Here is a 21,541-nt window from a genome sequence, read left to right as displayed (position 1 = left end):
TGACTATGCCGCATTCCGGAGTGAGTCAGGCAGCATTTTCATAACAGATTCAAGCACATCGAACGGATGGTTCTTCGCTATTTTTTTCTCGTCAATCCGCAAGACAAGTTCCTGACCATTCACCTGGAAACCGACAGCTTTGCCAAAAACAGCTGTGTCTTGCATCAATTTTCCGCCATCAATTGACTTGGAGCCCTCCTGGGTCAGCCGGATTTCCGTATATTGGCCGTTTTGCTTTATGGAAAATGCCCGGGCAGTGCGTGCCCAGACTTTCATACGGGCAATTCGGAGCAATTGATCCACTTCAAGCGGTATGTCTCCGAACCGGTCAATCATTTCATCCTGCAGCTCTTCCATTTCCTCGGCCGTATCGATTCCTTTGATCCGCTTGTACATTTGGATCTTCTGGTAACCATCCGGAATATAACTGTCTGGAATGTACGCATCGGTATCGAGTGAAATCTCAACTTCAGGCACTGCTTCTTTTGGTGTGCCTGTTTGTTTTTCTTCGACTGCTTCCTGAAGCATTTGCGAATACAGACCAAACCCAACAGAATCAATGAAGCCGTGCTGCTGTGAGCCAAGCAGGTTTCCGGCTCCCCGGATGGATAGATCCCGCATGGCGATTTTAAAGCCGGATCCGAGTTCCGTAAATTCCTTGATGGCGTGCAACCGTTTCTCAGCAACATCTGTCAGCACTTTATCACGTTCATGCAGCAGGTAGGCATAAGCCACCCGGTTTGAACGTCCGACACGCCCCCGCAGCTGATACAATTGGGAAAGCCCCATTTTATCTGCATCGTGAATGATCAACGTATTGACGTTTGGAATATCAATACCGGTCTCAATAATGGTTGTTGTCACCAGCACATCATATTCCCCGTCCAGAAAACTCAGGATGACCGACTCAAGTTCTGTCTCCGACATCTGTCCATGCGCGTGTCCCACACGGGCTTCCGGGACAAGTTCCTGAATTTCACTTACTTTCCGGGTCATATCGTCCACCCGGTTATATAAATAGAATGTCTGACCCCCGCGTGCCATTTCCCGCTCGATCGCTTCCCGGACAAGACCGCCGTTCGATTCCATAACATACGTCTGCACCGGATACCGATCAGCCGGTGGTGTCTCAATAACAGACAAGTCCCGGACACCGACCATGGACATGTGAAGGGTACGCGGAATCGGAGTAGCTGTCAGCGTCAGAACATCCACATTCGTTTTTAGCTGTTTGATTTTTTCCTTGTGCGTCACACCGAATCGCTGCTCTTCGTCGACGACGAGCAGACCAAGATCCTGATATACCACATCCTTCGACAACAAGCGATGCGTACCGACGACAATATCAACTGTTCCTGTTTTCAATCCTTTTGTGGTTTCTGCCTGCTCTTTCTTTGTGCGGAAACGGTTCAGCAAACCTATTTCGACCGGATAATCCTTGAAGCGGTCTTTCATCGTTTCGTAATGCTGCTGAGCAAGTATAGTTGTCGGGACAAGAAAGGCTACTTGTTTGCCATCCAATACTGCTTTAAAAGCCGCCCGGATCGCCACTTCTGTTTTTCCGTATCCGACATCTCCGCATAACAGGCGATCCATCGGCCGCTCTTTTTCCATATCCCGTTTGACTTCATGAATCGAGCGCAATTGATCATCTGTTTCCTCGTATGGAAACTCCGCTTCAAACTGGCTTTGCAGTTCCTGGTCTTCCGAGAAAGCGAACCCTTTCTTTGACTCCCGTTCCGCATACAGCTTGATCAGATCATCTGCAATGTCCTTGACTGCAGCGGATACTTTCGATTTCGTCTTCTTCCACTCAGCGCCGCCCATTTTATGAAGCTTCGGTTCCCGCTCTTCTGAAGCGACATACTTCTGAACAAGATCGATCTGGTCGACCGGAACATATAATTTGTCATCAGCCCGGTAACGGATATGCAAATAATCTTTATGATTGCCGTTTACTTCAAGTGTTTCAATACCGATATACCGGCCGATCCCATGATGTGCGTGTACAATATAATCGCCTGGTTTGATCTCCGAATAGCTCTTAATGCGCTCTGCGTTTGACAGCTTCTGCGGCCGTCTTTTCCGCTTTTTGCCTTGCTGTTTGAACAGTTCTGCATCTGTAATAACAGCCAGTCGCTGAAGCGGAAGCTCGAATCCGGCAGACAATTCACCATCTACGATATAGGCTTTCCCGTCCTGCAGTCGGGTATCCGGCGTCCAGCGTGCCGCTTCCATTTCATAGTCTGCCAGCACCGCCTGCACTTTATCCATTCTGTCATCGCCGCGAGCCGTAATAAAGAGTTGGAAATTCCCTTGCTGCCAGCGATCAAATTCACTTTTCAGCAAATTCATCTGACCGTGGAATGCCTGCATCGGTTTACAGGAGAAATTCACGGTTTTTTTCAGCTGCATGCCTGAGAATGAGCGGGCGAACAGGGACAGGAATGTCACCTGCTGGTCCATTCGATCCAAGCAATCTCGGAAAGAATGGGCAAGTTGAATGCCATGCACAAATTCCCCTTCTTCCAGAAGCGATACCGCCATTTCATTTTCTTGGCGGTCGAGTGATTCTTCGGTTTCCTGAATTCGTCCAATTTCATCCAGAAACACCAAACCATCTGATGGAAAATAATCAGTCAAGAAGGCCGTCTGTCCTTCCGTAAGGGCAGCATACTTTGTTCCCTGTTCCGGCATATTCCCTTCCTTCAGCAGCTCAACATCATGCCGGACAAATTTCAAGAGGGCTTGTTTTACCTCGTCATTTTTTACGTTTCTCAATGTCATTCCCAATTGCTCTTCGAGTCGCTCTGCAAGCTGCTCTCTGTCCGTCTGTTCCAGAATAAATTCCGTCGCCGGAAGAACGTGAATAGTTTTCAGTTTATCAAGTGAGCGTTGGTCTTCAGCTGAAAATGTACGGATTGAATCAACATCTGTATCAAATAGTTCAATTCTCACCGGATGTTCAGATGTAAGCGGATAAATGTCCAGAATGCCGCCACGCAGGGCAAACTCTCCAGGTGTCGTGACCATGCCGGCCCGCTCGTATCCCATTGCGACTAATTTCTGAAGCCATTTACCCGCATCCACTTCTCCGCCTTCTTCTGCAAATAGAGAAAAAGCAGCCCAGCGTCCGGGTTTAGGTAAATGTTTTCTGAGCCCGGCCAGCGACGTTACATATATTCCCGTTCCGCCATTCGCCATATGATCGAGTGTTTCAATTCGCTGGGAACGCAATTCAGGACCCGAAAATGCAAGTTCGGCTGCCAGCAATTCATCCGCCGGGTAAAGCCGGACACTTTCATCACCGGCAAGCCGCACGAGATCTTCATAAACCCGCTGTGCGTGAAACAGGGTCGGTGCGACAACCAGCAATGGTTTTCCAAGCTCTTTCTGGACGGCTTTATATAATACAGGACGGGCGCTGCCGGACAAGCCTGAAATGAGCTGACGGTCCTTTCCGTTTTTCAGGTCTCCCAGAAATGTCCGGATGGCTTCCTCTGTTGTAAATGACTGTAGTATCGGCTCCATTCCTGTACCTCCTCCATATAATTAAAAATAGAAAAAGGCTTTGTGCGTCTAGACGCCAAAGCATTATGATCCATTAAATTTGTTCATGACTTCTGGATACGGCTTTTCAAGCCAGTATTCACATGCTGCCGCTGCATTCTTAACCGCCTCAGCAACCGGCTGTTCTTCTTCTTCCCGGAACTTTGACAATACATAGTCAGGCACGCGCATACCGGCAGGCGGCCGGCTGATTCCAATGCGGATCCGATTAAATTGCTGCGTGCCGAGATGGGCAATAAGTGATTTAATACCGTTATGTCCACCGGCACTGCCTTTTTGCCGAAGCCGAACCTGGCCGGTCGGCAAATCAAGGTCATCATAAACGACTGTCAATTCATCGGGTCCGATATCGAAATAATCCATCAGCGGCCGGACGCACTCACCTGACAGATTCATATAGGTCAGTGGCTTTAAGAGAACCACCTTGCCTCCCGGTCGGTGAACAGTCGCAAAAACCCCATTGAATTTCGACTGCATCAGCGGGGCATTCCACTCAGCTGCGAGTCGGTCAATGACTTTAAACCCAATATTGTGACGGGTATCTTCATAAGTTCTTCCCGGATTTCCAAGCCCGACAATTAATTTCATTTCCTTCACCTCATCTTCACAAAAAAAGGGACTGCCGATGGACAGTCCCCAATAGCTCGTTGCCATCTTATTCTTGTGCTTCTTCTCCGTCTTCAGCAGTATTCGCTGCTTTGTCGCCTTCAGCTGGAGTCTCTTCAGCTCCCGCTTCAGCTTCTTCGTCTGTTTCTTCCGTTTCCGGCTCCTCTTCGACACGAGGCGCAAATACGTTTACAAGCACATAATCATCTTCACTTAAGATTTCATATGGAATGCGCTCACGCACATCGCCTACTGTCAGGGAATCGCCAATATCCAGATCCGTCACATCAATTTCGACAGCATCCGGAATATCGGACGGCTTCACTTTCAATGTGATTTCTCGATTCGGCTGGTTCAAGACGCCGCCTTCTTCCACACCTTTCGATTCTCCGATCAGGTGTACGACCGTTTCCACTTCAAGGTCTTCAGTCATGTTGATCGCTAAGAAATCCACATGTTCGAAACTGCCTTTCAGTGCATCCATCTGATAATCGTTCAATACGACATTGGTTCTGTTGCCATCCACTTCAAGCGAGATAACGCCATTGCGTCCTGTCTCTCGCAGCGTGCGGATTAAATCTTTTTCTGAAACAGTAATTGATAACGTTTCTGTTTGGTAACCATATACCACGCCAGGGACGAAACCGCCGTTCCTGAGTTCTGTCAGCACCGAATTCGGCGCTTTACTTTCTCTTGTTTGAGCAGTCATAATTGTAGCCATGTGTTTGTCACCCTCCTGAATTCTCTGCATATTTATCGATAGTAGGTATTTACCCTAAGGAAGGAAATCAAAACATGGACGCTCAGTCAAACAGTGAGCTAACGGACTTTTGTTCATATACACGAGCAATTGTTTCTGCAAGCAGGCTGGCTACTGATAATTGCTTGATTTTTGCAGAGCGTTCGTCTGCCGGCAGGTAAATGGAATTCGTCACCACGAGTTCCTTGATCGGTGAATCATCAATCCGCTGCATAGCCGGCCCTGAAAGTACCGGATGAGAACAACAGGCATAAACTTCTTTTGCCCCGTTTTTAATCAACGCATCGGCAGCAATTGTGATGGTGCCTGCGGTATCAATGATGTCATCAATAAGGATGGCTGTCTTGCCCTCCACGTTACCGACAATATTCATCACCTCTGCCACATTCGGACGGGGACGTCGTTTGTCAATAATGGCAATCGGCGCTTTCAGCCGGTCGGCCATCTTCCGGGCGCGTGTTACACCGCCATGGTCCGGCGATACGATGATAACGTCATCCAAATTGATCCCGCTCTGTTTCTTAAAGTAATCTGATAAGAGCGGCACAGCGAGCAGGTGATCAATCAGGATATCGAAAAACCCTTGGATTTGCGGGGCATGAAGATCAAGCACAACGACTCGCGTTGCTCCGGCTGTTTCCAGCAGATTGGCCACCAGCTTTGCCGTAATCGGCTCCCGTGATCTCGCTTTCCGGTCTTGACGGGCATAGCCGTAATAAGGGATGACCACATTCACCGTCCGGGCCGAAGCCCGTTTTACAGCATCAATCATAATCAGCAGCTCCATCAGGTTTTCATTAACCGGTTTAGAAGTTGACTGTACGATGAACACATCGTATCCCCGGATACTTTCTTCAATATTGATCTGGATTTCACCATCGCTGAAGCGGTTGACTGAGCATCTGCCAAGGGGCAAACCAACCTCGGCAGCAATTTCAGCTGCCAGCGGTTCATTGGAGTTGAGTGAGAAGATTTTCAATTTCGTGCTTCCATCGAACGCATAACCCATCGGACGGAGTCCCTCCTACTTTTTCAGGTTTAGTTTTTGCACATAATCTTCTTTGTTTTCCTGACGGGCTCTGGCAATGGCCAGTGCTTCTTCAGGGACATCCTTGGAAATGGTGGAGCCGGCTGCCACATAAGCACCTTTTCCGATTGTCACTGGTGCAATCAGATTCGAGTTGCAGCCGATGAACGAATCATCACCGATCTGGGTCAAATGTTTATTTTTACCGTCATAATTAACAGTGATTGTGCCACAGCCCACATTGACATCCGTGCCCACTTCCGCGTCCCCGATATAGCTTAAGTGAGACACTTTACTTCCTTTTCCAAGTGTCGACTTTTTCACTTCAACGAAATTGCCGATTTTCACAGCATCGCCAAGGCGTGAATCCGGGCGGATGTTCGCAAATGGTCCCACGGATGTATCAGCTCCGACTTTGCTGTTTCGAATGACAGATGAATGGACCGTTGTCCGATCACCGATTTCACTGTCTGCAATCTGGCTGTTCGGCCCGATAAGGCAATCTTCTCCGATTTTCACCGCACCTTCGATCATCACATTCGGCTGAATGATCGTATCCCGGCCGATTTCCGCCAGCGGACTGATATAAGCAGAAGCGGGATCGATAATGGAGACACCGTTCCGCATATGTTTTTCTGAAACGCGCAGCCGCATGAGCCGCTCAGCTTCCGCTAATGCCACCCGGTCATTCACACCGAGCGTTTCACTGAAATCTTCTGTTGCATAGGCAGAGACTGTTTCTCCCTGCTGCTGAAGAATTTCGATGACGTCCGGAAGGTAGTACTCACCTTGTGCATTTTCATTTGATACTTGCTTCAGCGCTTCAAATAGCGCTTTATTATCAAAGCAATAAGTGCCTGTATTAATTTCCTTTACTTGCCGCTCTTTCGGTGAAGCATCTTTCTGCTCGACGATTTTTGCTACATCCCCGCCGGCATCCCGGATGATGCGTCCATAACCTGTCGGATTTTCCGCAATTGCTGTAAGGATGGTGGCTTTCGCTTTTTCGTCCTCATGATGCTGCATGAGCGCCTGCATCGTCTCCGGCCGGATAAGTGGCGTGTCACCGCATACCACCAGCGTGACGCCTGGAAGGCCTTCGATCAATGAACTTGCCTGCTGAACCGCATGCGCAGTTCCAAGCTGCTGTTCCTGCAGCACGTACTCGCTTCTGTCGCCAAGCTGTTCTTTCACTTTTTCAGCGCCATGGCCGACGACGGTCACAATTTTATCAGCACCAATTTCACTGACATTGCGCACGACATGCTCAACCATCGGCATACCGCTGACTGGGTGCAACACTTTATATAATTTTGATTTCATGCGTGTCCCTTGTCCTGCAGCCAGAATTACTGCATATGTATGAGTCATCTCTCAGCCTCCGCTTATTCGTAGATTCACTATTAAGAGTAGCCCAAACCCCCTCGTTTTTCAAGGTACGGCGCTGATCGGTGAAACCATTGGCTTTTTCAGCACAAAAAAAAGAGCCTCATCGCGATCGGAGACTCTTACTGCAGACTTAAATTAAAGGATAGCTTCTTGGACGCGCTCCGGTTCTGCGCTCTGTTCATAAGCTGTCAGCACCGCTTTCTGAACTTTCCCACGTGCATCCGGATTGATCGGATGAGCGATATCGCGAAATTCCCCGTCCGGTGACCGTTTACTCGGCATGGCCACAAACAGGCCCGAGTTTCCTTCAATCACCCGGATGTCATGAATGACGAATTCCCCATCCAGCGTGATGGAAGCGACGGCTTTCATTCTTCCTTCTGTCTCGACCCGGCGCAGCCGTACATCAGTGACTTCCATTCTCTCACCACCTCTCGTCGTAAAGCCTTATAAAGTCATAGAGACTTTGTCTTATATGGTTTCGACATAGAAGTGGAAGTTCCTCTTTTAAATTAAACTGTTTTTTTCAAAAATTTTGCAGTAATATTCTTCGTTAGCTACCAATGAGCGCAATCACTTCAATTTCAACTTTCACGTCTTTTGGAAGCCGTGCCACTTCCACAGTAGAACGCGCAGGCTTATGATCACCAAAATAAGAAGCATAGACATCATTTAATGTCGCGAAATCGCTCATGTCCTTAACGAATACAGTGGCTTTTATAACCCGATCCAGCGAAGACCCGGCTTCTTCAAGTACGGCTTGCAGGTTTGCGAATACTTGATGCGTCTGTTCGGTGATTGTGCCGGTCACCAGATCCCCTGCAGCAGTTAATGGAATCTGTCCTGAACTGTAGAATATTCCATTAATTGCAATTCCCTGCGAATATGGCCCGATTGCTGCCGGTGCTTTATCTGTTGCTACATACTTCATGAAGTAAATCCTCCTTCTGTTAAAAAGTTTCCGGCTTCCAATTGAATGGTCCGGTTCCGTTCATCGACATCACATAATTTTACAAGTGATAAATAATCATCAGCAAGCTGTTTATCCGCATGGCCATCTTCAACGAGTACTGCTACGCCGGCGAGTGCACAGCCGAACTCTTCCAGCAGGCTTTTCATGCCATTCATTGTCCCGCCGACTTTCATGAAGTCATCAGTGATCAGGACCCGCTGACCGCTTTTCATGCTGCGTTTTGAAAGCACCATCGTCTGGATGCGTCTTGCAGATCCTGACACATAATTGATACTGACTGTCGGCCCTTCCGTCACCTTGCTGTCCCGCCGTACAACGATAACCGGAACATTCAAATGCCGGGCAATTGCATGGGCAATCGGGATTCCTTTTGTGGCAACCGTCATGACTGCATCCACTTTTTCGGATGCATAGGCCGTTGCAAATACTTTCCCGACCCGGTTCATCATTTCCGGATTACCGAGCACATCGGTCATGAACAAATAACCGCCGGGCAAGAGCCGGTCAGATCTGCTTAGCTCCGTTATTAAATCACTCACTGTGTTTTCTGCTTCATCCAGATGCAGTTTCGGCACATATTTTACGCCGCCGGCTGCACCGGGAACAGTGATAAGCAAACCAATTCCTTTTGTTTCGAACGTCTCTTTCACGATTCCCAAGTCTTCGCTGATCGAGGACTTAGCAGACTCATAAAGTTCTGAGAAGTAAGTGAGTGGAATTAACTTATGCGGGTGTTCCAATAAATAATATGTCATATCAACCAAACGTTCACTGCGCTTCCACTTCATTAATCCCTCTCCTAAATCCGAATAATTTATTAAAAATTTAACATAAATATCCGCCTTTAAGCAAGAGGCTGCCGATCACCAAGCAGGCGGACTGCATAAACTTCATCACAAAAGCCCCGCAGCCCGTTATAAATTCTCGGAATCCGAAGTTCCTGTTCCACCAGTCCAAATACAGTGGGGCCGCTGCCGCTCATCAACACGGCATCAGCTCCGAATTTTTTCATCTGTTCTTTAATCTGTGCAACTTCAGCATGCATATCCAGCGTGACACTTTCCAGTGAATTCCCCAATAATGCACACATGTCTGTGTAATTCCCTGTCTCGATTGCCCGGATCATTCCTTGGGTATCCGGATGAACCGCCTTTTCGGGATTAAATCCGCCATACACTTCAGCAGTCGAAACGCCGATTGACGGTTTCGCCAAGATCACCCAGCAGCTCGGAGGCGATGGCAAATGCCTAATCTTCTCTCCGCGGCCTTTTGCAAGTGCGGTTCCACCATATACACAAAATGACACATCGGAACCGATCTGTGCACCAAGATGTGCAAGTTCATCTTCGGACAAGTTCAATTGCCACAGCTGATTTAATCCCTTAAGCGTTGCTGCAGCATCACTGCTGCCGCCTGCAAGGCCGGCAGCAACCGGAATCTGTTTGTCGATTGTGATGGCGACGCCCTGTTTTACCTGATATGTATCTTTCAATAATTGTGCAGCCTGATACGCCAAGTTCCGTGCATCACTTGGTACAAACCGATCTGCGGAATCAATCCGAATTTCTCCGGCTGTTGCCGTTAATCCGATCCTGTCGGCCAGGTCCACTGTTGTCATAATCATTTCAACCTCATGATAGCCATCCTCCCGCTTATGGAGAACATCAAGTGTCAGGTTGATTTTGGCCGGCGCTTTAACGTAAAGCATTCTGTTCTCTCCTTTTCCGCATACTCGTGAATTTAGTTTACCACAGAGAGACGCAAAAAAAGCACACGACGCCATCTCTGGCATTGTGTGCTTTTTTCACAAAACGAAACTCTGCTTTACTTTACAGCCAAGGCTTCTTCCTGTCCGCTGCAGACAGTAACCTCTACTGCCTCTGTTAATACATCTGTGTAGCTGTAAGACACTCGTTCAAACGCATTTTCGTCCTGATCGAGCTCCACGACAAAAACGGAAGGATAGGTCTCACGCAGTATCCCCGCTCGCTCAACGGTTTTTTTGCGTCCGCCGTTCGCTTTCAGTAGAAGCCGCTTTCCTAAATGCAAGTCCAGTGATTTTTTGATATCCGCTAATGTTCTTGGCATTTTGTCTACACCTCACTATGTCAGAAGTGTAGCACAAAAAATTCAATTTGTCAAATAAATTAAACATTTTAGCAACATTCATTATTCGATGTCAACTGAGTAATGTCCTTTTTTTACTTTTTCATAAACTGGCGTAAAGTCCTGTTTCTTAATTAACCGAATTCAGGATAAAGTGCATCTGCCAGGCGGCCGAACTCTTTAAGCGAGAGAGTTTCACCTCTTCTTCCAGAATCGATCCCTGCTGTCTCCAATGCCAAAAGTACTTGCTCTTTTTTCGCTTTCCCGTTTGGCAGCTGAGCCTGTAAGTTATTCAGCAATGTTTTTCGTCGCTGTGCAAACGAAGCCCGTGTCACTTCAAAGAAAAAATCTTCATTCACTACAGCAACTGGAGGCACTTCTCGCCGGGTCATCCGGATAACAGCCGAATCCACATTGGGCTGCGGCATAAAGACCGATTTCGGCACGGTCATGACCATCTCCGCTTTTGTATAGTACTGGATGACGATTGACAGGGAACCATATGCTTTTGTCCCTGGATTGGCGGTAATACGTTCAGCCACTTCTTTTTGCAGCATAACGACCAGTCCGCGAATAGGCAGTTTTTCCAACAAAAGTTTAAGAATGATCGGGGTCGTTACATAATAAGGCAAATTGGCCACAACCATAATATCCTCATAGCCGGCAAATTCCTGCGCAATTACTTCCCCGACATCCGCTTTAAGAATATCCGAGTGGATTACTTCAACGTTGTCATAAGGAGAGAGTGTATCTTTCAATACCGGCAGGAGCCGCTGGTCAATCTCAAACGCAACCACTTTCCCAGAAGTGCGGGCAAGGTGTTCTGTCAGTGCGCCGATTCCCGGTCCAATTTCTATTGTTGCTGTTTCTTTAGTCAGACCGGCGTGGCTTGTGATATTCCGCAGGATATTCGGGTCGATCAGAAAATTTTGCCCCAGGCTTTTTTTGAACGTGAGTCCATGTTTTGCCATAATTTCTTTTGTTCGGACTGGTGTTGCAATATCTTTAATCATGCTCTTCCTCCTGATCTAAGGTCCGGACTGCTTCCTCGAATTGCTGGGCTGTTATGCCGAACATGCGCAGCCGCTTCTGTAGACCTTTCGCATTCGTATAACCGATTTTCAACAGATCTCCCAGCCGCTCACGTCTGAGGCGCGCAGCCGGATGAGCAGTCAGCCGATGTTCCAATAAATCCGTAAGTGTCGGTTGCCACATAGCACCTGCATCCCGTCTGGTATAGACTGCGGCCAGTGCTTCCCGAATATCTTCATCTGTTGCGTGTTCTATCCCCAACCCCTTGCCATTTGGTGCAAGCGTTCTATTCTTCTCGAGGAATGCATGCTTCACACCCGGCACATGTTCTTCAATGATGGCTCTGATTCGCCTGCCCGGATAATCGGGGTCGGTGAAGACAATTACACCTCTCTTTTCAAACGCGTGTGCAATCTGTTCGAGCGTTCGAAATGAAACTGCTGATCCGTTTGTTTCAATTGTATCTGCACCTATCGCACGCTTTACTGCTACTGTATCGTCTTTTCCTTCTACTACGATCACTTCTTGTATATTCACGTTCATTTCTCCATTCCCTTAATCCTTGCTTATTTTACCGCACAGATGGATCAGAAGCCAGAAAAGCAGAGAGAGCTATACAAACCCAAATTGGTCTTGTGACAGTTAAACGCTGATTTCACGGGAACAAATGAAATGAGCTTGCGGGCTACCTAAGTGAAACTGAACATCAAAAAAGCCTTTCCTCTTTTGGAAAGGCCTGCAACGGTAATTATTTCAGTCAGTTTGCAGAAGCGCTCTCATGCCGGCCGGCTGCTTGCTGATCCACATTTGCTTCAATGCTCTCGATAGTAATCGGGATATGAGCCTGTGCTTTTTCACTAAGTCCAGGTGTTACACGCTCGTGTTCAGATAACGTAACATCCGCTTTTTCCAGAATATCCTTCACTCGATTGCTTGTTGCCCAGGCGGTGATTTTTTTATCTTCCAATGAGATAGCATACTGTTCTGCTTGTGCCCATTCGATCGCCATGTCGCCATGAATTGACTGGTTCACTGAAGGGAAAATATAATCGTGTTCACCAAAATCCACATTTTGTTCTTTTAGAAACGCATTGACCGTTTTTGCATGTGTCTGGACCTGTTCAGTCTGGCCGTTTGCAGTAAACGTAATGGTATTTTTCGAATTTTCATTAACCATTAAAGCAGTCATAGCACCTAATAACAACAGAACCAGAACAATTATGGAGCCGATCTTTTTCTTTTGTTTACTACTTATGACTGAACGCCTGTTGAAATTGATGAACATAGATTTTCCTCCTTAACACAATGAGCAGAACAGCACGACCCTACCGAAACCAGACTCTGTGTGCAGCACTTTTCCCAAAGCGTTACGAGTGCGTCAGGCCAAAAAACTTCCGGGCATTTTCTGTTGTTGCTTTTGCAACTTCTTCAATTGACAGCTCTTTCAGCCGTGCGATTTCCTCTGCTACAAGCGGAACATAGGATGGTTCATTCCGTTTGCCGCGATACGGATGCGGAGCCAGATAAGGAGCATCCGTTTCGATCAACAAGTGCTCAAGCGCAACTGCTTTCGCTACTTCTTTTGGCTGCTTAGCATTCTTAAATGTTACCGGGCCACCAAGTGAAATCTTGAAATTCATGTCAATGCTTTCCTGTGCTTCTTCCGGAGTGCCTGCAAAGCAATGCATGATACCGCCTGCTTCTTTTGCATTTTCCTCTTGCAGAATGTGCAGCACATCCGCTGTGGCTTCCCGGTTGTGTATGATAATTGGCAGACTTACTCGTTTCGCCAGTGCAATCTGCTTCCGAAATACTTCCTGCTGAATTTCTTTTGGTGATTTATCCCAATGATAATCGAGACCCGTTTCCCCGATTCCAACTACTTTCGGGTGAGCCGCCAGTTTCTCGATCCATTTCAAGTCCTCGTCCGTACAGTCAATTGCATCAACGGGATGCCATCCGATTGTTGCATAGATAAAATCATAATTATCCGCCAGTTCAATGGCCCGTTCAATCGTCTTGCGGTCAAATCCCACGACCACCATCGTATTTACCTGCTGGTCCAGTGCCCGCTGAATAACTTCGTTCAAATCTTCATCGTACTGGTCTGCATTCAAATGAACATGTGTATCAATAAACATTGTCATTCTCCTCGCTTCATGGATTCATTATAGTAAAGAAACCTATTTCATAGTTCACGGCATCATTACATTGTGATTACAAATAATGACTATTCTAATACAAAAGGCATCCCGTCAGTTGACGGGATGCCTTTTCTGCCTTACTTGATCTGCGTGCCATTCGGCAAATGATCATTAACCGTCACGACATTAAGCGATCCGCTGCCTTCGCCTGCAAGGATCATTCCCTCTGACAGTTCTCCTCTGAGTTTGACTGGTTTCAGGTTGGTCACAACGATCACTTTCTTGCCGATCAAGTCATCCGGCTGATAATGCTCAGCGATACCGGATATAACCTGCCGCTGTTCGTATCCCAAATTCACCTGCAGTTTCAGCAGTTTGGATGTTTTAGGAACAGGTTCGCAATCCGTTACTGTTGCCACGCGCAAATCCACTTTCGCAAATTCATCGATTGTGATTTCATCCGTCTCAGGTGCTTCCGGCGTTTCCGCCGGCACTTCAGCTTCTTCCTCTTTCGGCGCCGATCCTTTCATCTGCTCCCGGATATACGCAACTTCCGGTTCCACTTCGAGGCGCGGGAAAATCGGTGTTCCTTTTTGAACCACATTTATCCCTTCCGGAATCCCGCCGAACTCATTGAGTGTTTCCCATTTTAGCAGCTCTTCCGCAAGGCCAAGCTGTTCAATGATTTTTTTCGGCGCATGTGGCATAAACGGTTGCAGCATAACTGCGGCAAAGCGCAGGCTCTCGGCCAGATGAGCCATGACAGAAGCAAGCTGATCCCGGTTTGTTTCATCTTTCGCCAGCGCCCATGGCTGTGTCTCATCAATATACTTATTGGTCCGTGAAATAAATGACCATAATTCACTCAGGACAATACTGAACTGCATTTTTTCCATATGCTTCTCGTAAGAAGCAATTGTATCTGCCGCCATTTTTTGAAGGCTTTCGTCAAAAGCAGTTACAGTTCCTGCCACTTGCGGAATCGTTCCATCAAAATACTTATTGACCATGGAAATCGTCCGGTTCAGCAGGTTACCCAAATCGTTTGCAAGGTCGAAATTCGTGCGTTCAACAAATGCTTCCGGTGAAAACACACCGTCCGAACCGAATGGAAGTTCACGCAGAAGGAAATAACGTGTCGCGTCCAATCCATACCGTTCCACAAGAGTTTCCGGATAAATGACATTCCCCTTTGATTTGGACATTTTACCGTCTTTCATCATGATGAACCCATGGGCAAATACTTTCTTTGGAAGCGGCAGATCAAGCGCCATCAGGAAGATCGGCCAATAAATCGTATGGAAACGCACAATATCCTTCCCGACAACGTGTACGTCCGCCGGCCAATACTTATGGAACAGGGATTCATCTTCTGAGCCGTATCCAAGCGCCGTAATGTAGTTCGACAGCGCATCCACCCAGACATAAATGACGTGTTTTGGATCACCCGGCACCGGAATTCCCCAGTCGAACGATGTGCGGGAGACCGATAGATCCTCAAGGCCCGGCTTTATGAAATTATTGACCATCTCATTTTTCCGGGATTCCGGCTCAATGAAATGCGGATTGTCTTCATAGAACTTCAGCAGGCGATCTGCATATTTCTTCATATTAAAGAAATAGGATTCCTCTTTGACTTTATGGACGGGGCGCCCGCAGTCCGGGCAGTGCTGGTGCTCATCCAACTGGCTTTCTGTAAAAAACGATTCACACGGTGTACAGTACCAGCCCTCATATTCACCTTTGTAAATATCACCATTATCTAAGAATCGCTGGAAAATCTTCTCGACGGAAGCCGTATGCCGTTTTTCTGTTGTCTGGATAAAGTCATCATAGGTGATATCCATCGTTGCCCATACTTGCTTTGCGGCTTCCGCAATTTCATTCACATATACTTGCGGTTCTTTTCCTGCTTCCTGTGCTTTTTCCTCAATTTTCTGGCCGTGCTCGTCCATCCCGGTCAGAAAACGCACATCGAATCCGCGCAACCGTTTATAACGGGCAATTACGTCAGAAGCAACTGTTGTATAAGCTGTACCGATATGGAATTTACCGCTCGGATAGTAAATCGGAGTTGTTATATAAAATGTCTTGCGTTGCTCACTCACACCAATTCCTCCAGTTTGTTCAATCTCTGTTTTATTGTAGCGAAGGGATGTTATTTGCACAATATTTCTCGCTCTGTCGCTTGTTGTGTGTCTTTCAAGCCAATGCTTTATTCTGCTAACGAATAAAACGAGTTTCAAAATTTTATTATTAATTACATAATTTTTATTGACCAAATTCCCATTACTTGGTATGATAAGCGACAAGAAAGGATTTTGTCGAATTTTGACGAAAGACTCAAAATCCGAAAGGGGAACAAGAACATGAAATCGACAGGAATTGTCCGTAAGGTAGATGAATTGGGCCGCGTAGTCATCCCGATCGAACTTCGCCGCACACTCGGCATCGCAGAAAAAGATGCGCTGGAAATTTATGTGGACGACGATAAAATTATTCTCAAAAAGTACATGCCAAATATGACATGCGCAGTAACCGGAGAAGTTTCGGATAATAATTTCCGTCTCGTTGGCGGCAAGCTTATCCTGAGCCCGGAAGGCGCCGAGCAACTTATAAGAGAGATTCAGACAAATCTTAATAAGTAATATGAAAACAGACCCGAAAAATTATTTCAGGGTCTGTTTTTTTATTGCTGATGATAAATCTGATAAACTTCCCGTTTAGGAACCCCCCGCTCTTTCGCGGCTTCCTTGACTGCATCTTTTGGCAGCAAACCTCGTTGCCGAATGATCTCCTCCACGTGTTCTTCTACTGTCAGCAGTTTCCACCAATTCGACTCATCAGCTGCTGCTTCCGTTCCTGAACCGCCTTCGAGAACGATGCAGAACTCTCCCCGGATTTCATTTTCTGCTGCCCAGGCTGCCGCTTCACCGATTGTTCCTCTCAAAAATTCCTCAAATTTCTTTGTCAGTTCGCGGGCCAATACGATCCGCCGGTCGCTGCCACACGATTCTTTCAAAGCTTGCAGTGTATCCTTCAGCCGATGAGGTGCCTCATAAAACAGCACCGTCTCTTCCCGCTGGCTTAATTTTTCAAGCGCTTGGCGCCGGTCTTTCTTGTGGCGCGGCAAAAAGCCGTAAAACAGAAAGGCGTCTGAAGAAAGCCCGGAAGCAATGAGTGCACTGAGTGCCGCATTGGCTCCGGGTACCGGCACGACTGGATATCCCGCTGCTGCTGCCTGCGCTGCAATAGCAGTACCCGGATCTGAAATGCAGGGCATCCCGGCATCACTGACAAGCGCAACGGTTTTTCCTTCTCTCAGATAGGCGAGGATTTTCTCGCCGCCGGCTTCCTGGTTATGCTCATGATAACTGATCAGCGGTGTCTGGATAGCAAAATGGTTACATAATTTTTTTGTATTCCGTGTATCCTCCGCCGCGATTACATCCGCCTCTTTCAGGAGCCGGACTGCCCTGAATGTGATATCTTCTAAATTTCCGATAGGGGTTGCAACCAGATGGAGCGTTGCCTGCTCAGCACTGAAACTCTTTTGTGACTTCACTGCTCCGCCTCCTTCTTTCGCATAATATAGCCGTCTTTTTGCGGCCGTGTCAATTGCTTGAATGCATACTCTGCCCGCATCGCTTCAGGCTTTGTTTCATAAGTCTCCCGATGAATCAATGTAACCGGCCGCTTCGCCCTCGTATACTTTGCTCCTTTACCACTGTTATGGGCATTGAGCCGTTTTTCCAGATTGTTTGTATAACCGGCATAATAAGTGCCGTCACTGCATTCCAGCACATAAAAATAATGATCAGCTTTTGCCATACAGCAATTCCCGCACTTCTTCTGTGTATTCATTATCAGCATTATACACGATGAGCGGCGGCAGAATTTTCAAGGCCGCTTTCCCATCTTTTGTACCTTCGATCAATAACGTATTTGCTTCTTTACCCGCCTTTGGATGGACAAGCCGAAGCCGTTTCGGTTCTAGCCGGTTCCGCCGCATTGCCTCCAGCATATCCATAAGCCGGTCCGCCCGGTGGACAAACGCTGCTTTCCCTCTCTGTTTCAGGAGCTGGCTTGCTGCACAGACTGCTTCATCAAGTGTTAAATGCAGCTCATGGCGGGCGATAGCATGATACTCACTGATATTCCGGTCACTTAATTCATGAGCCGGAAAATAAGGGGGATTACACGTGACAGTGTCAAATTTCTCGTAACCAAGCAGCGATGGCGCTTCTTTTACATCCCCGCGAATGATATCGATCTGCTGGTCAAGCTGATTGTAAGTGACACTTCGTGTTGCCATATCCGCCAGCCGTTCCTGCAGTTCGACGCCAATGATGCGCGATTCTGACCGAGCGCTCAAAAACAGCGGAATTGCGCCATTCCCAGTGCAAAGATCAATAATTGTACCCCGCTTAAATGGAATAGATGCAAAACGGGCAAGCAGCACTGCATCCAGAGAAAATGAAAAAACTGAAGGGCTTTGAATAATCCGCAACTCTTCTGCCAGCAGATAATCCAGCCGTTCATCCTGTTTCAGCATGTTCTACTCTCCTTTTCACAAAACAAAAGACGACTATCGCCGTCTTCTGTGTCTGTATTTCCTATTTAATTGTTTTGCTTGTTCAGAAATGACAGGCAAAACAGGCAGTCATTTCCTTTTCGGGAACTCCCAAAATGTACATGGCATACATGAAAGCCTTCATGGTATAACCTTGCCAGGTTATCGTAGCCTTCGCCAATATCAACAGCAGCCTGTTTGGCTTTTTTACGGCCGGCCGCCATCTGTTCCGCATCAAATTCTTCAAGGCGAGCGCGAAGATGATGGTTCTCCAGTTGCAGTGCATGGCGTTCTTCCATTGTTTGCGCGACAATCTCTTTCAATTCACTGAACTGCCGCTGCATGGAATCGAGCTGCTGCTCGAACTCCATGATGGTATCCAGAAAGTTTTTTTCTTTCACCACGTCCACCTCACGCTCTCGTTCTTTGGCCTGTGATTTCCTCCAGCGAGTAATCCAGCACTTGTTCCTGCTCCGTCAGTTTGACTTTCAGCACCCGTTCAAGCAGGTTTATGCCGACTACCCGGCCATCTCCATCCGGCGTTGCAATCCGTGTGCCAACGTCCGGCATTTCTTTTTTGGCTTCCTCGTACTCATCGTTCTCGTACTTAAGACAGCACATCAGCCGGCCGCAGAGTCCGGAAATCTTAGACGGATTCAATGACAGGTTCTGATCTTTTGCCATCTTAATCGATACCGGTTCAAAATCCCCCAAAAATGTCGAACAGCACAGCATCCGGCCGCATGGGCCGATTCCGCCAAGCATTTTCGCTTCATCCCGAACACCGATCTGCCGCAGTTCAATCCGTGTGCGGAAGACAGAAGCAAGGTCTTTTACAAGATTCCGGAAATCCACACGGCCTTCTGCTGTGAAATAGAAGATCACTTTATTTCGGTCGAATGTATATTCGACTTCCACCAAGTTCATATCGAGTTTATGTTCAATGATCTTTTTAAGGCCTACTTCAAAAGCACGCGCTGCTTCAAGGCGGTTCGTTTCCACTTGCTGCCGGTCTTTTTCACTGGCAATCCGGATGACCTGCTTCAGCGGAAGCACGACATCGTTTTCTCCCACTTCTTTCACCGGCACGACAACTTTCCCGTACTCCACCCCGCGGGCAGTTTCCACGATCACGCAATCCTCTTCCTTGACCGTATACTCGCCAGGATCAAAATAATATATCTTACCCGCTTTCTTGAAACGGACACCGATTACTTTATACAACTTGTTATCCCTCCTGCAGATTCAGCACCAGCTGCTCCATCATCAGCGTACGGTTCATATTCCGGCTGAGCTGCTGTTTCGCTGTCAAAATCGCCTGAAGCTGTTCAGACAGCACAGCGAATGAGCGCTGAAGAGCAATCTGCTTCCAAGTTTCTTTCATATCCGGGTACGTAAGCATCTCTTCGAGACCTGCTTTCACTGAGGCGATATCCCGGTACGCGAACAGAAGCATATCCAATCCGCGTTCCGCTTCTTCTTTCTCTTTAAACAGCGGAATCCAGTCCGTCTGCAGCAGCAAAAGTGCTTCATGCACATTTGCATTCAGGACTTCCACCAATTTTACCACTGTCTTCCGTGCCTGTCCAAACTGCTCTTCTTCTGCAAGAGCCTTTGCCTCTTCCTTGCTCTGTGTGAGCATGGAAACCGTAGCGGCCATAGATTCCGTAACTCCCTGTCCGGCCAATTCTCGGATCAGTTGCTCCCTGGGCAGCTGCCGGAACGTAATGAGCTGGCAGCGCGACTGGATCGTATCCATCATGGCATGAAGGCGGTCAGTGAGCAGAATAGCTGTTACATCCGCTTCCGGTTCTTCCAGAAACTTCAGCAATGCGTTGGCGGAAGAAGCATTCATCCGATCTGCCTGGCGGATCACATATACTTTCCGTCCTTCACTGAAACCGGTTTTATTCATCCGGTAAATCAGTTCCCGGATCTGATCAATCTTGATATACTGACCGTCAGGTTCGAGCTTGGCAGCATTAGGGTGATTACCGGAAAGGTACAGCCGGCAATCCCGACAGTGCCCGCATGGCACACTATCTGAAGGATTTTGACACAGCAGGAGCTGCACAAAAAAGCGTGTCATGTCTTCAATCCCCGACCCGGCTGCCCCTTCAAACAGATAGGCATGGGCAAGCCGGTCTTTTTGGAAGGCCCGGCGAATTCGTTCCATCGCTACAGGCTGCATTTTTTCATAGTCTTCAAGTGGTTTCTGCACCGTTTTGCCTCCTGCCGGTTAAAATTTTGAAAAATCCCGGAGTCTGGGGACTCCGGGCATCAAATAAGGAATGAATCATGTGTTTTGGCGTCTACCGGTTATTCTCTATTACTTCAGAAATGATAAAACTGTTCGATTGGCAGCACAAAAATAGTAGCACCGCCGACTTCGACTTCCACCGGGTACGGAATATAAGAATCCGCATTTCCGCCCATTGGGGATACCGGTGCCACCATCTGTTCGCGGGACCGGCAATTGTCTTTGATCAAATCCAGAAGTTCCGGTACGAGATCATCTTCAACCCCGATCAGGAATGTCGTATTACCTGAACGGAGAAAACCGCCTGTACTCGCCAGTTTCGTAGCCCGGAAATTATTTTTTGTAAGGGCATTGGACAGCCGGTTACTATCCTGATCCTGTACAACCGCTACCACAAGCTTCATCGCCATTCTCCCCTTTATCATCTGCTTTTTTTCATTGTATCATGAACAAGGTTTACTCCCTATCACTTTCCAATTGCTTTTTGATCAGTTGGAGAGCTGTCTCTGCTACACTACTGGCAGTTTGCGAGGCATCGATTGTTTTAATGCGCTCCGGATACATGGCCGCCACTTGCTGATAGCCATTGCGCACGAGCTGATGAAACGGCAGTTTTTCCTTATCCAAGCGATTCTGTTCCCGCTCTTTGTTTTCAGCAATGCGGGCAAGTCCAATTTCCGGCGGCAGGTCAAACAACAGGGTCAAGTCCGGCATCATTCCTTCAATAGCGAATTCATTGATTGCCAGGATTTGCTGGATGCCGATGCCGCGGGCATGTCCCTGATAAGCGAGTGAGCTGTCAATGAACCGGTCACACAGCACAATACGGCCTTCCTGCAGTGCCGGCATCACTTTCTCAATCAGATGCTGGCGCCTTGCAGCTGCGTACAATAACGCTTCTGTCCGACCGTCCATCTCGGTACTTACAGGATCCAGGATTACTTCCCGAATCCGTTCAGCAATGGCGATCCCCCCCGGCTCCCGGGTTACAATGACCGGCATTCCTTCACGTTTCAGCGCTTCCTGTACCCATTCAATCGCAGTCGTCTTCCCTGCACCTTCCGGCCCCTCAAATGTAATAAATAATCCTGATTTGCTCAT

The 21,541-nt window shown here is 47.6% G+C and carries 24 protein-coding genes; 1 reads left to right on the top strand and 23 read right to left on the bottom strand.

The annotated features are described in order from the left end of the window. Positions 1-3: 3 nt before the first annotated feature. The 15 genes from mfd to metG form a co-directional block, all read right to left on the bottom strand. The gene (gene mfd / locus B0X71_RS00255; RefSeq protein ID WP_077587593.1) at positions 4-3,531 is read right to left on the bottom strand and encodes a transcription-repair coupling factor; all 3,528 of its coding nucleotides are present in this window, start codon (positions 3,529-3,531) and stop codon (positions 4-6) included. A gap of 63 nt (positions 3,532-3,594) precedes the next feature. Continuing rightward, positions 3,595-4,158 carry an aminoacyl-tRNA hydrolase gene (pth, locus tag B0X71_RS00250; RefSeq protein WP_077590841.1) on the bottom strand — a complete coding sequence of 188 codons (564 nt, stop codon included), beginning with the start codon at positions 4,156-4,158 and terminating at the stop codon, positions 3,595-3,597. Positions 4,159-4,225: 67 nt separating this feature from the next. Next, the gene (locus tag B0X71_RS00245) at positions 4,226-4,897 is read right to left on the bottom strand and encodes a 50S ribosomal protein L25/general stress protein Ctc (protein WP_077587592.1); all 672 of its coding nucleotides are present in this window, start codon (positions 4,895-4,897) and stop codon (positions 4,226-4,228) included. 82 nt (positions 4,898-4,979) lie between these two features. Then, positions 4,980-5,945, bottom strand: a complete 966-nt coding sequence (locus B0X71_RS00240; RefSeq protein WP_077587591.1) for a ribose-phosphate diphosphokinase — start codon at positions 5,943-5,945, stop codon at positions 4,980-4,982. A gap of 15 nt (positions 5,946-5,960) precedes the next feature. Then, complete coding sequence (gene glmU, locus B0X71_RS00235) at positions 5,961-7,334, bottom strand: bifunctional UDP-N-acetylglucosamine diphosphorylase/glucosamine-1-phosphate N-acetyltransferase GlmU (protein WP_077587590.1); 1,374 nt, start codon at positions 7,332-7,334, stop codon at positions 5,961-5,963. A gap of 153 nt (positions 7,335-7,487) precedes the next feature. Then, the gene (gene spoVG, locus B0X71_RS00230) at positions 7,488-7,772 is read right to left on the bottom strand and encodes a septation regulator SpoVG (protein ID WP_077587589.1); all 285 of its coding nucleotides are present in this window, start codon (positions 7,770-7,772) and stop codon (positions 7,488-7,490) included. A gap of 133 nt (positions 7,773-7,905) precedes the next feature. Next, positions 7,906-8,283 (bottom strand): RidA family protein, encoded by a 378-nt coding sequence (locus B0X71_RS00225; protein ID WP_077587588.1) that lies wholly within the window; start codon positions 8,281-8,283, stop codon positions 7,906-7,908. Next, the gene (gene purR, locus B0X71_RS00220; protein ID WP_077587587.1) at positions 8,280-9,113 is read right to left on the bottom strand and encodes a pur operon repressor; all 834 of its coding nucleotides are present in this window, start codon (positions 9,111-9,113) and stop codon (positions 8,280-8,282) included. The genes B0X71_RS00225 and purR overlap by 4 nt, the downstream gene beginning before the upstream one ends. Before the next feature lie 56 nt (positions 9,114-9,169). Further along, complete coding sequence (ispE, locus tag B0X71_RS00215) at positions 9,170-10,033, bottom strand: 4-(cytidine 5'-diphospho)-2-C-methyl-D-erythritol kinase (RefSeq protein WP_077587586.1); 864 nt, start codon at positions 10,031-10,033, stop codon at positions 9,170-9,172. Between the two features lie 116 nt (positions 10,034-10,149). Beyond that, the gene (gene veg / locus B0X71_RS00210) at positions 10,150-10,413 is read right to left on the bottom strand and encodes a biofilm formation stimulator Veg (protein ID WP_077587585.1); all 264 of its coding nucleotides are present in this window, start codon (positions 10,411-10,413) and stop codon (positions 10,150-10,152) included. A 152-nt stretch (positions 10,414-10,565) separates the two neighbouring features. Continuing rightward, entirely contained in the window at positions 10,566-11,444 is an 879-nt protein-coding gene (gene rsmA / locus B0X71_RS00205) for a 16S rRNA (adenine(1518)-N(6)/adenine(1519)-N(6))-dimethyltransferase RsmA (RefSeq protein ID WP_077587584.1), read from the bottom strand. Beyond that, a complete protein-coding gene (gene rnmV, locus B0X71_RS00200; RefSeq protein ID WP_077590840.1) occupies positions 11,437-12,000 on the bottom strand; it encodes a ribonuclease M5 in 564 nt (187 codons plus the stop codon). The genes rsmA and rnmV overlap by 8 nt, the downstream gene beginning before the upstream one ends. Positions 12,001-12,220: 220 nt before the next feature. Continuing rightward, the gene (locus tag B0X71_RS00195; RefSeq protein WP_077587583.1) at positions 12,221-12,748 is read right to left on the bottom strand and encodes a ubiquitin-like domain-containing protein; all 528 of its coding nucleotides are present in this window, start codon (positions 12,746-12,748) and stop codon (positions 12,221-12,223) included. 82 nt (positions 12,749-12,830) lie between these two features. Then, positions 12,831-13,604, bottom strand: a complete 774-nt coding sequence (locus B0X71_RS00190; RefSeq protein WP_077587582.1) for a TatD family hydrolase — start codon at positions 13,602-13,604, stop codon at positions 12,831-12,833. Between the two features lie 140 nt (positions 13,605-13,744). Next, positions 13,745-15,715 carry a methionine--tRNA ligase gene (gene metG, locus B0X71_RS00185; protein ID WP_077587581.1) on the bottom strand — a complete coding sequence of 657 codons (1,971 nt, stop codon included), beginning with the start codon at positions 15,713-15,715 and terminating at the stop codon, positions 13,745-13,747. 261 nt (positions 15,716-15,976) lie between these two features. Between metG and B0X71_RS00180 the strand changes: the two genes are divergently transcribed. Continuing rightward, complete coding sequence (locus B0X71_RS00180) at positions 15,977-16,255, top strand: transition state genes transcriptional regulator AbrB (RefSeq protein ID WP_077587580.1); 279 nt, start codon at positions 15,977-15,979, stop codon at positions 16,253-16,255. A gap of 41 nt (positions 16,256-16,296) precedes the next feature. Here B0X71_RS00180 and rsmI read toward each other — a convergent pair whose 3' ends face one another. The 8 genes from rsmI to tmk form a co-directional block, all read right to left on the bottom strand. Beyond that, positions 16,297-17,172, bottom strand: a complete 876-nt coding sequence (gene rsmI / locus B0X71_RS00175; protein ID WP_077587579.1) for a 16S rRNA (cytidine(1402)-2'-O)-methyltransferase — start codon at positions 17,170-17,172, stop codon at positions 16,297-16,299. Next, entirely contained in the window at positions 17,169-17,438 is a 270-nt protein-coding gene (locus B0X71_RS00170; RefSeq protein WP_077587578.1) for a GIY-YIG nuclease family protein, read from the bottom strand. The genes rsmI and B0X71_RS00170 overlap by 4 nt, the downstream gene beginning before the upstream one ends. After that, positions 17,425-18,162 (bottom strand): tRNA1(Val) (adenine(37)-N6)-methyltransferase, encoded by a 738-nt coding sequence (locus B0X71_RS00165; protein ID WP_077587577.1) that lies wholly within the window; start codon positions 18,160-18,162, stop codon positions 17,425-17,427. Before B0X71_RS00165 ends, B0X71_RS00170 begins: the two co-directional genes overlap by 14 nt. Positions 18,163-18,227: 65 nt before the next feature. Further along, positions 18,228-18,581, bottom strand: coding sequence for a DNA replication initiation control protein YabA (gene yabA, locus B0X71_RS00160; RefSeq protein WP_077590839.1), 354 nt, complete (start codon positions 18,579-18,581; stop codon positions 18,228-18,230). A 10-nt stretch (positions 18,582-18,591) separates the two neighbouring features. Then, positions 18,592-19,404, bottom strand: a complete 813-nt coding sequence (locus B0X71_RS00155) for a PSP1 domain-containing protein (RefSeq protein WP_077587576.1) — start codon at positions 19,402-19,404, stop codon at positions 18,592-18,594. Between the two features lie 4 nt (positions 19,405-19,408). Next, positions 19,409-20,401 carry a DNA polymerase III subunit delta' gene (gene holB / locus B0X71_RS00150; protein ID WP_077587575.1) on the bottom strand — a complete coding sequence of 331 codons (993 nt, stop codon included), beginning with the start codon at positions 20,399-20,401 and terminating at the stop codon, positions 19,409-19,411. A gap of 113 nt (positions 20,402-20,514) precedes the next feature. Further along, complete coding sequence (locus B0X71_RS00145; RefSeq protein ID WP_077587574.1) at positions 20,515-20,844, bottom strand: cyclic di-AMP receptor DarA; 330 nt, start codon at positions 20,842-20,844, stop codon at positions 20,515-20,517. A gap of 52 nt (positions 20,845-20,896) precedes the next feature. Further along, positions 20,897-21,541: a dTMP kinase gene (gene tmk / locus B0X71_RS00140; RefSeq protein ID WP_077587573.1), complete on the bottom strand. Its 645-nt coding sequence runs from the start codon at positions 21,539-21,541 to the stop codon at positions 20,897-20,899.

Source organism: Planococcus lenghuensis, from assembly GCF_001999905.1.
GTDB classification, from domain to species: Bacteria; Bacillota; Bacilli; order Bacillales_A; family Planococcaceae; genus Indiicoccus; species Indiicoccus lenghuensis.
This window is presented reverse-complemented; position numbering and strand designations above follow the sequence as displayed.